This window comes from Streptomyces sp. NPDC005263 (assembly GCF_042872365.1).
Classification (GTDB): Bacteria; Actinomycetota; Actinomycetes; order Streptomycetales; family Streptomycetaceae; genus Streptomyces.
On record NZ_JBIAKJ010000004.1, the window covers coordinates 374581 to 388980 of the forward strand.

A 14400-nucleotide genomic window follows, 5' to 3' on the forward strand; every position below is an offset into this window, starting at 1 on the left:
CGGTTCTCGGACACGATGTCCGACCGAGGGGCTACGGTATGCACCCACAAGGTGACATGCAGCAACGCCGGGAGAAACCTTGAGCGTTCCGTACGAGACGGCAGCGTACGAGCCAGCCGAGTCGCCGGAGTCTCCGGAGGAGCACCTCGCGCGGCTCCTCGGCCGCGCCCTGAACTCCTTCGAGCTGCCGGACGAGACGATACAGCGACTGGACTGCGCGCTGGCGTATGACAGTTCACTGCACTCCGCGCACCACAGCGCGGGGCTGCACCGTGAGACGTATCGGCACACCTGGCTGCTCGACGACGGGTCGGCGCTCACCCTGTGGGAGCTGGTCCACAACACGGCTCCGGACAGCGTCCCGCAGCACGAGGTGTACATCGACGAGGAGGAGCTGCGCACGGCGACCGCGCGGCTGCCGCTGCCGCCGGACGCGCCGGACTTCGAACTGCCGGTGACGGTGCAGCTGTCGCCGGTCCCGACGCCCCGGCACGCGTACGCGCGGGACGACTCGGCGGACCACGCTCGCCGGCTGCTGCGCCGGGCGGAGAACGCGGACCGGCCGGACACGCGGACGGCCTCGTTACTGGCCACGGCGTGCGCCCACCAGATCACCCAGGCCTTCGGGCGACCGGGCCGGGCGGGCCGTGCCGGGCTGTGCTTCTCGCTCTACGAGCACGCGTTCCTGCTGCGTGACGGCGAGGAGGTCTCCCTCTGGGAGGTCGAACACACGGCCACACCGAACGGCCGGCACATGTGCGAGGTGTATCTGAGCGAGGACGCGGCCAGGGACGCGATGGAGCGCCGGGCGGCGCAGGTCTCCTGAACCTCCGCGTCAGCGACGGGCCTGTCGGCCGGTCGGCTCTGTCAGTGGTCGCTGAGCCGTCGCACCAGCACCGCGAACTCGTCCTGTTCCACCGGGGTCAGTTCGACCGCCTCGCGCTCCGGGCCGACCTGCCGCTGATCGGGCAGCCCGGACAGGGACTGCGCGCGCCGCATGGCGGCCTCGGCACGACCGCGCCGCAGCATCACGGCCAGCCCGATCCCCCAGGCGACGGTCACCAGGACGAGGAAGGTCATACCAAGCAGCTGGTAGACGGAGACATGCTGAGGCATGCGTTCCAGTAGACACCACGGTCCGGGACCAAGGTCCCGGACCGTGACGTATCTCGCATGTGCCGTGAACAACTCACAGCATCTGAAAGGGAAAGAGCCCCAGGGCACAGACCTCAGACCTCAGACCTCAGACCTCAGACCTCAGACCACAGAGCGCGGAACCGGTGGAGGCGCGGGGGGGGGCGCCTCCCGTCGACCGCTGTTCCCGCTATGCCGCCACCGGCTGCTTCTGCTCCGCCGTGGCCGCCGTCTCCGCCGCGCCGGGGGTCGCGGTGCCCGGCGCCGGCTTGCGCATGCTCTTCAGGACGACGACCAGAGCGGTCGTGACGCCCACACCGGCCGCGATGGCGACCAGGTAGAGGAACGGGTTGCCGATCAGCGGGACCACGAAGATGCCGCCGTGCGGGGCGCGCAAGGTGGCGCCGAAGGCCATCGACAGAGCTCCGGTGACCGCGCCGCCGACCATCGAGGACGGGATGACCCGCAGCGGGTCGGCCGCGGCGAACGGGATCGCGCCCTCCGAGATGAAGGAGGCGCCCAGCACCCAGGCGGCCTTGCCGTTCTCGCGCTCGGTCTCGGTGAAGAGCTTGCCGCGCACGGTCGTGGCCAGCGCCATCGCGAGCGGCGGGACCATACCGGCCGCCATCACGGCCGCCATGATCTTCATCGCGGAGTCACTGGGGCTCGAGACCGCGATACCGGCGGTGGCGAAGGTGTATGCGACCTTGTTGACCGGGCCGCCGAGGTCGAAGCACATCATCAGGCCGAGCAGCGTGCCCAGCAGGATGGCGTTGCTGCCGGTGAGGCCGTTGAGCCAGTCGGTCATGCCCTTCTGCGCGGACGCGATGGGCTTGCCGATCACGACGAACATCAGGAATCCGACGATCGCCGAGGAGATCAGCGGGATCACCACCACCGGCATGATGCCGCGCAGCGCCGCCGGGATGTTGACCTTCTGGATCGCCAGCACCACGCCACCGGCGATCAGACCGGCCGCCAGACCGCCGAGGAAGCCCGCGTTGATGGTCAGGGAGATCGCACCGCCGACGAAGCCGGGCACCAGACCGGGCCGGTCCGCCATGCCGTAGGCGATGTAGCCGGCCAGGACCGGGACGAGGAAGCCGAAGGCGACGCCGCCGATCTGGAAGAGCAGGGCGCCCCAGCTGTCCGCCTGGGTCCACACGAAGTGGTCCATCACCGACGGCGCAGCGTTGATCTTGTATCCGCCGATCGCGAACCCGAGGGCGATCAGCAGACCGCCCGCCGCGACGAACGGGACCATGTAACTGACGCCGGACATCAGCCACTTGCGCAGCTTGGTGCCGTAGCCCTCGGCGGAGTCGCCGCCCCGCTCGACGGGGGTCCCGGGAGCGGAACCGGCGGTGACCTCGCCGCGCTCGGCCTTCCCGCGCACCTCCGTGATGAGCGCGCCGGGCCGGTTGATGCCCGCCTTCACACCGACGTCCACGGTGGGCTTGCCGGCGAAACGGTCCTTGTCCCGTACGGGCACGTCATGGGCGAAGATCACGCCGTCCGCCGCCGCGATCACCGCCGGGTCGAGCCGGGTGAAACCGGCCGAACCCTGCGTCTCGACGACGAGTTCGACGCCCGCCTCGCGGCCCGCGTTCTCCAGTGACTCGGCCGCCATGTACGTGTGGGCGATACCGGTCGGGCAGGAGGTGACGGCGACGATCCGGAAGGGACGCTCCTCGGAGGCGTCCACGGCTCCGTCGGCGTCCGCAGCGCCGGCCGCCTCGGCGTCGGTGGTACCCGTGGCGGCGCCGGCGGAGGCCGCCGTCGGCGCCGCCACGGAGTCTTCGGCGACGGTCTCGGCGGCAGCCGCGGGCTCGTCCCCGCGGATCAGTGCCGCCGCGGTCGCCGCGTCGCCCGCCGAGCGCAGCGCGTCGGTGAACTCGGCGTTCATCAACTGCCGGGCCAGCGAGGACAGGATCGTCAGGTGGGCGTCGTCCGCGCCGGCCGGCGCGGCGATCAGGAAGATCAGGTCGGCGGGGCCGTCCGGCGCGCCGAAGTCGATGCCCTCGGCGCTGCGTCCGAAGGCGAGCGTCGGCTCGGTGACGTGTTCGCTGCGGCAGTGCGGGATGCCGATGCCGCCGTCGAGGCCGGTCGGCATCTGTGCCTCGCGGGCGGCCACATCGGCGAGGAAGCCCGTCAGGTCGGTCACCCGCCCCAGGGCCACCATGCGTTCGGCGAGGGCACGCGCCGCCGCTTCCTTGGTCTGGGCGGACAGGTCGAGGTCGACCAGGTCCGCGGTGATCATCTCGCTCATCGCGGGCTCCTTCGCACGCGTATCGCCCGGGGGGTGGGGTGGGCGGGGGTGGGGACGGGGGTGCAGTGGGGGTGTGGGGGGTTGCTGACGGAGAGGGGGCCGGGGAGAGCCCGCCTCCGGTCGACGGCGGCGAGTAACGCGGAGTCCCGCCGTCCGGGGGCCGGTCGGGTGAGGGCACGTCGGGTGAGGGCAGAGCCGGCGGGGGCACACCGCCTGCCCGTAGCCGTGGGGGCGTTCATGACACCGGCTCCTTCAGTACGCGGTCCACCGGCACCTCGGCCGTGACGGTCACCGCCGCCGGGTCCAGGTCGCCCGGTGTCGGCATCTCGCTGCCGGGCAGCTGCACCGCCGCCGCCCCGTGGGCCACCGCCGAGGCCAGGGCCTCCGGTCCGCTGCCGCCGGCGATCAGGAACCCGGCGAGGGAGGAGTCACCGGCGCCCACATTGCTGCGTACGGTGTCGACGCGCGCGCTGCCGAACCAGGCGCCGGCACCGTCGACGAGCAACTGCCCGTCGGCGCCCAGGCTCGCGAGCACGGCGCGCGCGCCCATCTCACGCAGTTCCTCGGCCGCCTTCACCGCGTCGCCCACGGTGAACAGGGGGCGCCCGACGGCCTCCGAGAGCTCCTCGGCGTTCGGCTTCACCACGTCGGGCCGCTCACGCAGCGCGGCGAGCAGCGCGGGGCCGGAGGTGTCCAGGGCGATACGCGCACCGGCGGCGTGCGCCCGCGCGACCAACTCGGCGTACCACTGCGGCGCGAGTCCGCGGGGCAGGCTTCCGCAGCAGGCGATCCAGTCCGCGTCGCGCGACTGGACGCGCACCGTCTCCAGGAGCAGTTCCTCTTCCTGGGCGGACAGTTCGGGGCCGGGTGCGTTGATCTTCGTGAGGACGCCGTCGGACTCGGCGAGCGCGATGTTCGAGCGGGTGGCTCCGGCGACCGGGACGGGCGCGACCTCGATGCCCTGCGCGTCCAGCAGGTCGGCGACGAGTGCGCCCGGCGCACCGCCCAGGGGCAGCACCGCGACCGTGCGCTGCCCGGCGGCGGAGACGGCGCGCGAGACGTTCACGCCCTTGCCGCCCGGGTCCATGCGCTCGCCGGTGGCGCGGATGACCTCGCCGCGGTCCAGCGAGGGGACCTCGTAGGTACGGTCCAGGGACGGGTTCGGGGTGACGGTGAGGATCATGCGCGCACTACTTCCGTGCCGCCGCGCTCGATCGCGGAGGCGTCTTCGGGGCTCAGCCCGCTGTCGGTGATCAGCAGGTCCACGTCGCTCAGGTCACCGAAGCGGGCGAAGTGCTCCTGGCCGTGTTTGGCGGAGTCGGCCAGCAGCACCACACGGCGGGCCGCGGCCACCGCCGCCCGCTTCACCGCGGCCTCGGCGAGGTCGGGGGTGGTCAGGCCGTGCTCGGCGGAGAAGCCGTTGGCCGCCACGAGAAGGACGTCGGCCCGGATCTCGCCGTAGGCCCGCAGCGCCCAGGCGTCCACGGCGGCGCGGGTACGGTGCCGTACCCGCCCCCCGACGAGGTGGAGCTGGATGCCGGGGTGGTCCGCGAGGCGGGCCGCGATCGGCAGGCTGTGGGTGACGACGGTGAGCGAGGCCTCCAGCGGGATGGCGGCAGCCACGCGGGCGATCGTCGTCCCGGCGTCGAGGACCATCGTGCCCTCGGTCGGCAGCTCCGCGAGGGCGGCCTTGGCGATGCGGTCCTTCTCGTCGGCCGCCGTCGTCTCGCGCTCGGCGAGGTCCGGCTCGAAGTCGAGACGGCCGGCGGTGATGGCGCCGCCGTGCACCCGGCGCAGGAGGCCGGCCCGGTCGAGGGTCTTCAGATCCCGGCGGATCGTCTCCGCCGTGACCTGGAACTCCTCGGCCAGTGAGACCACGTCCACCCGTCCGCCGTCACGGGCGAGCCGGAGAATCTCCTGCTGCCGCTCCGGTGCGTACATGTCCGTTCGCCTCCGACCTGTGCCCGAACTTGTGGTTTCGCAGGAGGCTACGCCGGGATTTCCGGAAAGTAAACAGGTTCGGACGTCATTCGGGCATGAACGGACTTCGGGCGGCAGCAGCTTCAGGCACGGACAGACGTCGGGAATCAACGGATGTCGGCCAACTCCGAAGGTGAGCGCACCACAAGGGCCCGGCACCTCCAGGTGCCGGGCCCTCCGCTGAATGTCCGCCCTCCGCTTCCCTCCGCCGCTCAGGACACGAGTTCGGGCTCGTTCTCCTCCACCGCCCCGAGCTCCGGGGCGGCCCCCTCCACATGCTGTGCGGGCCGCTTCGGGAGGGCGAACATCAGCAGGAAGATGGCGCCCATCACCGCGGCCACCCACCACAACGCGTTCTGGAAGCCCTCCACGAAGGCCGGGCCCACCTGGGTCCGCCCCAGATCGTCGCCGATCACTCCGAAGAAGACCACGGATACCAGGCCGAGCCCCAGCGCGTTGCCCATCTGCTGCACGGTGTTGATGAGCCCCGAGGCCGATCCGGCGTGCTCGCGCGGCACCTCCGAGAGCACCGCGTCCGTCAGCGGGGCGACGATCAGGCCCATGCCCGCGCCCATCACGATCAGCGGCAGCGCCATCTGCCAGGACGCGATGCCGAGGCCGTACCGCTCGGACTCCCAGATGTAGAGCAGTACGCCCAGCCCCATCACCAGCGCGCCCGCCTGGAGCACCTTGCGGCCGAAGCGCGGGACGAGTTGCTGCACGGACAGACCGGCCGCCGTCGACACGGCGATCGAGAACGGGACGCCGGTCAGACCGGCCCGCAGCGGGGTCCAGCCGAGCCCCGTCTGCATGTACAGCGTCCACACCAGGAAGAAGATGCCGAGGCCGACGCCGAAGACGGTCTGCACGGCGATGCCGGCGGCGAAGCTCTTGACGCGGAACAGGGACAGCTCGATCAGCGGGGAACCGTCCCGTGCCGTCTTGCGCCGCTCGTACGCCACCAGCGCGCCGCCCACCACGAGCGAGCCGCCCATCGACAGGTGTCCCCACAGCGGCCAGCCCAGCTCCTCGCCACGGGTGAGCGGGTAGATCAGCATCAGCAGACCCAGCGTCACCAGCGCGACGCCCACCAGGTCCAGCTTCAGCGCCTTCGGAGCCTTGGACTCGGTGATGAAGCGGCTGCCGAGAATCAGGCCCGCGACGCCGACCGGCAGGTTGATGAGGAAGATGGGCCGCCATTCGAGCCCGAAGAGGTTCCACTCGGTGAGCAGCGCGCCCAGCAACGGGCCGGAGACCGCGCCCAGGCCGACGATCGCGCCGAAGAGCCCGAAGACCTTGCCCCGCTCGTGCGCCGGGAAGGTCGCGTGCACGATCGACAGGACCTGCGGCACCATCAGCGCCGCCATGCCGCCCTGAAGGATGCGGGAGGCGACCAGCATCTCCGGGTTGGCGGCGAACCCGCACAGCGCGGAGGCCAGGGTGAAGCCGCCGATGCCGATCAGGAACAGCCGCTTGCGTCCGTGGATGTCGCCGAGCCGTCCACCGGTGATCAGACCGGCGGCGAAGGCCAGCGCGTATCCGGCGGTTATCCACTGGATCTGGCTGAAGGAGGCGCCGGCGTCCTGCCGGATCGACGGGATGGCGATGTTGACGATCGTCACGTCGACGAGGTCCATGAAGGCCGCGGTCATCACGATGGCGAGGGCGAACCAGCGACGCCGGTCGCCCGCCGCCCTGGTTGTGGGCTCGGTGGAGGTCATGTCCTACAAGCTAGGACCCCATTAGGCCAGATCGTGTCCTACTTCTGCGGCATCCTCGGATCCATGACGACGGACACTCCGGCCCGGCTCCTCCAGCTCCTCTCCCTCCTCCAGACGCCCCGTGAATGGCCCGGCGGCGAACTCTCCGAGCGCCTCGGGGTGTCCCGTCGTACGGTCCGGCGGGACATCGACCGGCTGCGTGAGCTCGGTTATCCCGTGCAGGCGAGCAAGGGCGCCGACGGCGGCTACCGGCTCGTCGCGGGCACGGCGATGCCGCCGCTCGTGCTCGACGACGAGGAGGCGGTGGCGATCGCGGTCGGACTGCGGGCCGGTGCCGGGCACGCACTGGAGGGCGTGGACGAGGCGTCCGTACGGGCGCTGGCCAAGCTGGAGCAGGTGTTGCCCTCCCGGCTGCGGCACCGCGTCGCCACGCTCCAGGCCGCGACGACTCCGCTCACCAGCGGGGACGGGGCGAGCATCGCGCCCGAGACGCTGACCGTGATGGCCTCCACGGTGGCCGGGCGGGAACGGCTGCGGTTCGCCTACCGCGCGCGGGACGGCGCCGACTCGCGCCGCGTGGTCGAGCCGTACCGGCTGGTCTCCACCGGGCGCCGCTGGTACCTCGTCGCCTACGACCTCGAACGCGACGACTGGCGTACGTTCCGCGTCGACCGGGTGAGTTCCCCCTTCGCCACCGGCGCGCGCTTCACCCCGCGGGAGCTGCCCACGGGCAGCGCGGCGGAGTACCTCCGGCAGTCGGTGTACCGGCGCCAGGAGATGTACGCCTTCACGGTGACGTTCGACGCACCGGCCGAGGCGGTCGCCGCCCGGCTGCCGGGATGGGTCGAGGCCGTCCCGGAGGTGATCGACGGGGAGCGGTGCCGGCTGCGGGGGTCCGCGAGGGAGTCGGCGGAGTGGCTGGGGGTGCGGTTGGCGATGCTCGGCTTCGACTTCACCGTGCAGGAGCCGGAGGAACTGGTGCGGTGCGTGAGGGAGTTGGGTGGGCGGCTGGTTCGGGCCGGGGGTACGGGGAGGCCGGAGCCGGGAGTTGGGTGAGGGGAAGCCCGTAGCAGCGGGAACACACAGAGTTCTGGAGCCGCTACGCCCATGTGACAGAATCGGCCGTCCGGCGGGCCACCCCGGGGTTCAGGTTCGGGGTGTCCCGCCGGCCCGGCACGGACGGGGCGGCTGAACGGACCGGCACGAAGAGAGCCGGACCCCGGCGCCCGGGGGGAGGGCGCCGAAGCCCGGCTCGGGGATGGTCCCGGCGCTGGGGGGGGGAGTGCGACGGGACTTGGCTCGGGGGTTCGGGAGGCGGTCCGGGACTCGAACTCCTGGACCCTGAAGTCTTGTTCCCGGGGTTCAGCGGGTTGAAGCCGCGTTACGCGCCATGTTTGCGCTGTCTTTCGCCACCCGGCGCGCGCCGGGTCACGGGAGCACCGATGGGCGTCACGGGCGCCGTATCCCAAGGCGCCCGTGAGACGTCACCTCACGCCGCCGCGTCGAAGCCCGTGCTCCGTGCCAGCTTCTTCAGCTCCAGCAGGGCGTGCTTCTCGATCTGGCGGATCCGCTCGCGGGTCAGCCCGTGCTCCTTGCCGACCTCGGTCAGCGTGCGTTCCCGGCCGTCCACGATGCCGTACCGCATCTTGATGATGGAGGCCGTGCGCTGGTCGAGGCGGCCGATGAGGTCGTCGAGCTCCTCGCTGCGCAGCAGGGTCAGCACGGACTGCTCCGGGGAGACCGCCGACGTGTCCTCCAGGAGGTCGCCGAACTGGGTGTCGCCGTCGTCGTCCACCGACATGTTCAGGGAGACCGGGTCACGGGCCCAGTCCAGGACGTCCACGACGCGCTCCGGGTTCGAGCCGAGCTCGGCGGCGATCTCCGCGGGCTCCGGGTCACGGCCGTGCTCCCGGTTGAACTCCCGCTGCACGCGCCGGATCCGGCCCAGCTCCTCCACCAGGTGGACGGGCAGCCGGATGGTGCGCGACTGGTCCGCTATGGAGCGGGTGATCGCCTGACGGATCCACCAGGTCGCGTACGTCGAGAACTTGAAGCCCTTGCGGTAGTCGAACTTCTCGACCGCGCGCACCAGGCCGGCGTTGCCCTCCTGGATCAGGTCGAGGAGAGGCAGCCCACTGCGGGGGTAGCGGCGGGCCACCGCGACAACCAGACGGAGGTTGGAGCGGATGAAGACGTCCTTGGCACGCTCACTCTCGTCGACCAGGGCCTGGAGCTCCTCACGGGAGGCATCGGCCTTGGCGTCCTCGTGTCCGTCGAGGACCTGCCGCGCGAACACACCCGCCTCGATCATCTGAGACAGCTCGACCTCCTTGGCGGCGTCGAGCAGCGGGGTGCGCGCGATCTCGTCGAGGTACATGCCGACCAGGTCGCGGTCGGCGATCTCGCCGCCACGGACGCGAACACTGCTTGCCGTGTCGGTCCGGCCGGTGGCGGACTGACGACGGGCGACGGCACGGGTTGCCATGCGTGCTCCCTTGCGATGTGAGTCAGCGGGTGGGCCTTGGGCGCTGGGCACTCTCCTCGGGTGCCCCGCTTCCGATGGAAACAACGACTGGAATCCGGACAGAATTCCCAACCCACCCGTCTATTTTTCTGATCATGCAGTATCCTGCCCGGCCACAGGAGGGGGCGCGGTGTCGTCGAAACGTACAGAGGTGCAGGTCAGACCGGGAGTCGAGAGCGACCTCGAAGCTCTCACCGACATCTACAACCACTATGTACGTGAGACCCCCATCACATTCGACACCGTGGTCTTCACTCCGGAGGAGCGCCGTCCCTGGCTGCTCTCCCACCCTGAAGACGGCCCGCACCGGTTGATGGTTGCCACAGCGGCGGGTTCCCCAGGAACCTCACAGGAGATCCTTGGCTACGCCACATCGAGCGCGTTCCGCCCCAAGCCCGCGTACTCGACCTCGGTGGAGGTCACCGTCTACCTCGCTCCGCACGCGCGCGGGCGCGGCGTCGGCACGCTGCTCTACCAGGCCCTCTTCGAGGCGCTGGCCGACGAGGACGTGCACCGCGCGTACGCGGGCATCGCCCAGCCCAACGAGGCGTCGGCGCGCCTGCACGAGCGCTTCGGCTTCCGGTACGTGGGCACGTACCGCGAGGTCGGCCGCAAGTTCGGCCGCTACTGGGACGTGGCCTGGTACGAGAAGGAGTTGTAGCCCGCGAGGGAGGAGTTGCAGCCCGCGAGAAAGGAGTTGTAGCCCGCGAGGGAGCCACGACTGCGCGGAGAGCCGCATCTCCAGCCGCAGCCCCGCAAGAGGCCGCACCCCCACGGGGAGCCGTCCCTCCGTCAGAAGCCTTGGCCTCACCGGGAGCCGCGGTCCCACGCGGTGCGCTGCCCGCGCGGGTCAGCCGAACTGCACCGACCGCTTGGCCATGCCCATCCAGAAGCCGTCGATCACGGACTTCTGCGCGTCGAGTTCGCCGACGACGTCGGCCGCGCCCATGGTCACGAACAGGGGGGCGAAGTGCTCGGTGCGCGGATGGGCGTAGCGGCCGGCCGGCGCCTTGTGGAGGAAGTCCAGCAGGGCGTCCCAGTCGCGGGTCTCCAGGGCGCGTCGGCCCCAGTCGTCGAACTCCGAGGACCAGGTCGGCACTCCCGCGCCGGTGTGCCGCAGCGCGGCCAGGTTGTGGGTGAAGAAGCCGGAGCCGACGATCAGCACGCCCTCCTCGCGCAGCGGCGCGAGCTTGCGGCCGATCTCCATGAGCTTCACCGGATCGAGGGTCGGCATGGAGATCTGCAGGACCGGGATGTCGGCCTCGGGGAACATCTCGACCAGCGGGACGTACGCGCCGTGGTCGAGGCCGCGGTCCGGGATGTCCTGCACCGGTATGCCGGGCGCCCGCAGCAACTTGCGGACCGACTCGGCGAGTTCGGGGGCGCCGGGGGCGTCGTAGGTCACCTGGTAGTAGTGCTCGGGAAAGCCCCAGAAGTCGTAGACCAGGGGGACCGGCTGGACGGCGCCGAGGGCGAGGGGGGCCTCTTCCCAGTGGGCGGAGACCATGAGGATCGCCTTGGGGCGGGGCAGGCCGGCGGACCAGGCGGCGAGTTCGCCGGGCCAGATCGGGTCGTCCGCGAGCGGCGGCGCGCCATGGCTGAGGTAGAGAGCCGGCATGCGCCGGCCCGGGACGGCGGGAGTGCGCTCCTCGATGGCGGCGGACATGGCTGCGGCTCCCTCCGGAAGAACAGACGCTTGAAGTCTCAAGCTGTGAACAGCACTAAGTGTACGCCTCACTTGTTTAACATTCAAGGAGAGTTCTCGTAGAGTGGAGTACATGAACACGGCATCGACATCCGCTGGCGCCGAGGAGCCCCGCTGGCTCACCGACGAAGAGCAGCGCGTCTGGCGTGCCTATATGCACGCCACCACCCTCCTCGAAGATCACATGGACCGCCAGCTCCAACGGGACGCCGGCATGCCGCACGTCTACTACGGCCTCCTCGTCAAGCTCGCCGAGGCCCCGCAGCGGAGGCTGCGCATGACCGAGCTGGCGATGGACGCGAAGATCACCCGCTCCCGCCTCTCGCACGCCGTCGCCCGCCTGGAGAAGAACGGCTGGGTGCGCCGCGAGGACTGCCCCGACGACAAGCGGGGCCAGTTCGCGGTCCTCACCGACCAGGGCCGACAGATGCTGGGCGAGGCCGCGCCGGGCCATGTGGCGGTCGTACGGAACGCGTTGTTCGACCGGCTCTCCCCGGAACAGCAGAAGTCCCTCGGCGAGATCATGGAGATCATCGCCGAGGGACTCCAGCCGAACGAAGCGGGTGCGGACCTGCCCTGGCTGCGCTGAGCGCGACCAGGGCAGGTCCGGTGAGGCGTACGTACGGGGCGTCCCCTTCCCCGTACGTACCTATGGCCCGAAGGGGTACGAGGTGACGGGCGCCGTCAGTGCGCGACCACCGGCACCGGCAGCTCGTCCTCGGCCCCCTCGCCCGAGCCGGTCATCGCGCCGGAGCCCGGACGGCCGGTGTTGATGAGGGTCGCGGCGACCGTGGCGGCGACCACGAGGATGCCCACGGCGAACCAGATCGCGTTGGTGTAGCCGTGCACCTGCCCCTCCAGCAGGACCAGCTGCTGCTGCGCCTTGGAACCGGCGCCGGCGATGTGGTCCTTGATGTACGAGGTCGTCGCCGAGGCGGCGATCGTGTTCAGCAGGGCCGTACCGATGGCGCCGCCCACCTGCTGCGAGGTGTTGACCATCGCGGAGGCGACACCGGAGTCACGCGGCTCGACACCGGTGGTGGCCAGGGACATGGCGGGCATGAACGCCGTACCCATGCCGAGGCCGAGCAGGATCATCGCCGGCAGGATCGTGCTGGCGTAGGAGGAACCGATCTCCAGGCGGGTCAGCAGCAGCATGCCGAGGGCGGCGACCAGGAAGCCCGGAGCCATCAGCAGACGCGGGGGGACCCGGGTCATCAGGCGGGTGCCGATCTGCGTGGAGCCCACCATCATGCCGCCGATCATCGGCAGGAAGGCGAAGCCGGTCTTGACCGGCGAGTAGCCCTTCACGATCTGCAGGTAGTAGGTCAGGAAGAGGAACAGGCCGAACATCGCGATGATCGCGAGGCCGAGGGAGAGGTAGACGCCTCCGCGGTTGCGCTCGGTGATGACGCGCAGCGGCAGCAGCGGGGCCTTGACCTTGGACTCGGTGATGACGAACGCGGCGAGCAGCACCGCCGAGGCGACGAAGAGGCCGACCGTCACGGAGTCGCCCCAGCCCTCGGACTCGGCGCGGGTGAAGGCGTAGACCAGCGTGACCAGACCGAGGACGGAGAGGATGACGCCGGGGATGTCCAGCGGCGAGCGGTTGCGGCCGCCGGCCGGCTCACGGATGACGAAGTACGCGCCCGCGGCCGCGATGATCGCGAACGGGATGTTGACGAAGAACGTCCAGCGCCAGTCGAGGTACTCGGTGAGTACGCCACCGAGGATGAAGCCCACGGCGCCGCCGCCACCGGCGATCGCGCCGTAGATGCCGAACGCCTTGGCGCGCTCCTTGGGCTCCGTGAACATCACGGCGAGCAGGGAGAGCGCGGCGGGCGCGAGCAGCGCGCCGAACGCGCCCTGCAGCGCGCGGGCGCCGAGCATCATCGCCTCGTTGGTGGCCGCGCCACCGAGCGCGGAGGCGCCGGCGAAACCGATCAGACCGGCGACGAAGGTGCGCTTGCGGCCCCACAGGTCGGCGATACGGCCGCCGAAGAGCAGCAGACCGCCGAAGGCGAGCGCGTAGGCCGTGATGACCCACTGCCGGTTGCCGTCGGATATGCCCAGGTCCTGCTGAGCGGACGGCAGGGCGATGTTCACGATGGTCGCGTCGAGGACGACCATCAGCTGGGCGAGCGCGATGAAGGTCAGCGCTTTCCAGCGGTTGGCATCAGGGACGCCGGGAGCCTTTACGGCTGTTTGAGACATGGGGGTACCCACTTCGGGACTTCGGGACGGAAAAAAGTGTCGTAAGGGTCGGCTCGTCGGTGACGACTGCCGGAATCAGTAGGTGCGACTGTCGGGATCAGTAGGTGCGACTACTGGAACCACCACTGGAACCAATAGGTGCGACTACCGGTCTTCATTGACCGGCTCTGAGGTCTGAACTCATCGGTCAGGTCTGAACTCATCGGTCAGGCTTGGCGGAGGTCCTCCATGGTCACGGCCGCGCCCGGCAGGACGGAGCGGGCCGGTGCCCGCAGCCCGTCCAGGAACAGCTGCAGATGACGGTGTACGAAGCGGTCGGCGCTGACGCACCCGGTCCCGGCCGGGGGCCGGGAGAGCTGGGCCACGGCGACCATCAGGTCGCCGACACCCACGTCGAGGCGCATCTGACCGGCCGCCTTGGCGCGGTCCATGATCAAGTCGATGATCTGCTCGACCCGCTCGCGCGCCGCCTCCAGGTCGGGATGGTTCTGGTCGAACGTGCTGGCGACCATCGGGCACAGCGCGCTGATCCGCTCGTCGGCGGCGACGTGCACGAAGCGCTCCAGCGCCCCGAAGGCGTCGCCGTGCTCCGCGAGCGCCTGCTCGGCCGCTTCCGAGGTGCGGTCCATGACCGAGCAGACGACCTCGCGGACGAGGGCGTCACGGTCGGGGAAGTTCCGGTACACCGTGGCGTTGCCGACGCCGGCCCGGCGGGCGATCTCATCGAGCGGCACGTCGGGGCCGAACTCGGTGAACATCTCCCGGGCGGCGCTGACGATCCGCTCCCTGTTGCGCAGGGCGTCGGCACGCGGCCGGGTCGCCTTGTGCTGCACGGGGGTCGCGGTCTGCACGG

At 70.7% G+C, this 14400-nt stretch carries 13 protein-coding genes; 4 read left to right on the top strand and 9 right to left on the bottom strand.

From position 1 onward, the window contains the following. Positions 1 to 79 precede the first annotated feature (79 nt). Entirely contained in the window at positions 80 to 826 is a 747-nt protein-coding gene (locus ACFYRY_RS20225; protein ID WP_389147104.1) for a DUF6227 family protein, read from the top strand. A 41-nt stretch (positions 827 to 867) separates the two neighbouring features. Here the strand turns inward: ACFYRY_RS20225 and ACFYRY_RS20230 are convergent, their stop codons facing one another. The 5 genes from ACFYRY_RS20230 to ACFYRY_RS20250 all read right to left on the bottom strand — a co-directional run bounded on the left by ACFYRY_RS20230 (position 868) and on the right by ACFYRY_RS20250 (position 7104). Next, on the bottom strand, positions 868 to 1116 hold the full coding sequence (locus ACFYRY_RS20230; protein WP_389147107.1) for a hypothetical protein: 249 nt from the start codon (positions 1114 to 1116) through the stop codon (positions 868 to 870). 208 nt (positions 1117 to 1324) lie between these two features. After that, positions 1325 to 3403, bottom strand: a complete 2079-nt coding sequence (locus ACFYRY_RS20235; protein ID WP_389147110.1) for a fructose-specific PTS transporter subunit EIIC — start codon at positions 3401 to 3403, stop codon at positions 1325 to 1327. 235 nt (positions 3404 to 3638) lie between these two features. Beyond that, a complete protein-coding gene (gene pfkB / locus ACFYRY_RS20240) occupies positions 3639 to 4586 on the bottom strand; it encodes a 1-phosphofructokinase (RefSeq protein WP_389147113.1) in 948 nt (315 codons plus the stop codon). Continuing rightward, a complete protein-coding gene (locus ACFYRY_RS20245; protein WP_389147116.1) occupies positions 4583 to 5344 on the bottom strand; it encodes a DeoR/GlpR family DNA-binding transcription regulator in 762 nt (253 codons plus the stop codon). The genes pfkB and ACFYRY_RS20245 overlap by 4 nt, the downstream gene beginning before the upstream one ends. A gap of 251 nt (positions 5345 to 5595) precedes the next feature. Continuing rightward, positions 5596 to 7104 carry an MFS transporter gene (locus ACFYRY_RS20250; RefSeq protein WP_389147119.1) on the bottom strand — a complete coding sequence of 503 codons (1509 nt, stop codon included), beginning with the start codon at positions 7102 to 7104 and terminating at the stop codon, positions 5596 to 5598. 63 nt (positions 7105 to 7167) lie between these two features. Here ACFYRY_RS20250 and ACFYRY_RS20255 point away from each other — a divergent pair, with 63 nt between their 5' ends. Then, positions 7168 to 8160, top strand: a complete 993-nt coding sequence (locus ACFYRY_RS20255; RefSeq protein WP_389147121.1) for a helix-turn-helix transcriptional regulator — start codon at positions 7168 to 7170, stop codon at positions 8158 to 8160. 433 nt (positions 8161 to 8593) lie between these two features. On the opposite strand, the gene ACFYRY_RS20260 is transcribed toward ACFYRY_RS20255, so the two are convergent. Beyond that, positions 8594 to 9589, bottom strand: coding sequence for an RNA polymerase sigma factor RpoD/SigA (locus tag ACFYRY_RS20260; RefSeq protein WP_389147124.1), 996 nt, complete (start codon positions 9587 to 9589; stop codon positions 8594 to 8596). 169 nt (positions 9590 to 9758) lie between these two features. Between ACFYRY_RS20260 and ACFYRY_RS20265 the strand changes: the two genes are divergently transcribed. Continuing rightward, entirely contained in the window at positions 9759 to 10289 is a 531-nt protein-coding gene (locus tag ACFYRY_RS20265) for a GNAT family N-acetyltransferase (protein ID WP_389147126.1), read from the top strand. A 189-nt stretch (positions 10290 to 10478) separates the two neighbouring features. Here the strand turns inward: ACFYRY_RS20265 and ACFYRY_RS20270 are convergent, their stop codons facing one another. Beyond that, positions 10479 to 11294 (bottom strand): dioxygenase, encoded by an 816-nt coding sequence (locus ACFYRY_RS20270; protein ID WP_389147129.1) that lies wholly within the window; start codon positions 11292 to 11294, stop codon positions 10479 to 10481. A gap of 112 nt (positions 11295 to 11406) precedes the next feature. On the opposite strand from ACFYRY_RS20270, the gene ACFYRY_RS20275 reads away from it, so the two are divergent. Further along, positions 11407 to 11922 (top strand): MarR family winged helix-turn-helix transcriptional regulator, encoded by a 516-nt coding sequence (locus ACFYRY_RS20275; RefSeq protein WP_389147132.1) that lies wholly within the window; start codon positions 11407 to 11409, stop codon positions 11920 to 11922. 95 nt (positions 11923 to 12017) lie between these two features. Here the strand turns inward: ACFYRY_RS20275 and ACFYRY_RS20280 are convergent, their stop codons facing one another. Further along, positions 12018 to 13547, bottom strand: a complete 1530-nt coding sequence (locus ACFYRY_RS20280; protein WP_389147135.1) for an MFS transporter — start codon at positions 13545 to 13547, stop codon at positions 12018 to 12020. A 206-nt stretch (positions 13548 to 13753) separates the two neighbouring features. Further along, a complete protein-coding gene (locus ACFYRY_RS20285; RefSeq protein ID WP_389147138.1) occupies positions 13754 to 14398 on the bottom strand; it encodes a TetR/AcrR family transcriptional regulator in 645 nt (214 codons plus the stop codon). Positions 14399 to 14400: the final 2 nt, after the last annotated feature.

Coding starts and splice junctions, on each gene's coding strand:
- ACFYRY_RS20230 (WP_389147107.1), bottom strand. CDS start 1,116: ATGCCTCAGCATGTCTCCGTCTACCAGCTGCTTGGTATGACCTTCCTC.
- ACFYRY_RS20235 (WP_389147110.1), bottom strand. CDS start 3,403: ATGAGCGAGATGATCACCGCGGACCTGGTCGACCTCGACCTGTCCGCC.
- pfkB (WP_389147113.1), bottom strand. CDS start 4,586: ATGATCCTCACCGTCACCCCGAACCCGTCCCTGGACCGTACCTACGAG.
- ACFYRY_RS20245 (WP_389147116.1), bottom strand. CDS start 5,344: ATGTACGCACCGGAGCGGCAGCAGGAGATTCTCCGGCTCGCCCGTGAC.
- ACFYRY_RS20250 (WP_389147119.1), bottom strand. CDS start 7,104: ATGACCTCCACCGAGCCCACAACCAGGGCGGCGGGCGACCGGCGTCGC.
- ACFYRY_RS20255 (WP_389147121.1), top strand. CDS start 7,168: ATGACGACGGACACTCCGGCCCGGCTCCTCCAGCTCCTCTCCCTCCTC.
- ACFYRY_RS20260 (WP_389147124.1), bottom strand. CDS start 9,589: ATGGCAACCCGTGCCGTCGCCCGTCGTCAGTCCGCCACCGGCCGGACC.
- ACFYRY_RS20270 (WP_389147129.1), bottom strand. CDS start 11,294: ATGTCCGCCGCCATCGAGGAGCGCACTCCCGCCGTCCCGGGCCGGCGC.
- ACFYRY_RS20275 (WP_389147132.1), top strand. CDS start 11,407: ATGAACACGGCATCGACATCCGCTGGCGCCGAGGAGCCCCGCTGGCTC.
- ACFYRY_RS20280 (WP_389147135.1), bottom strand. CDS start 13,547: ATGTCTCAAACAGCCGTAAAGGCTCCCGGCGTCCCTGATGCCAACCGC.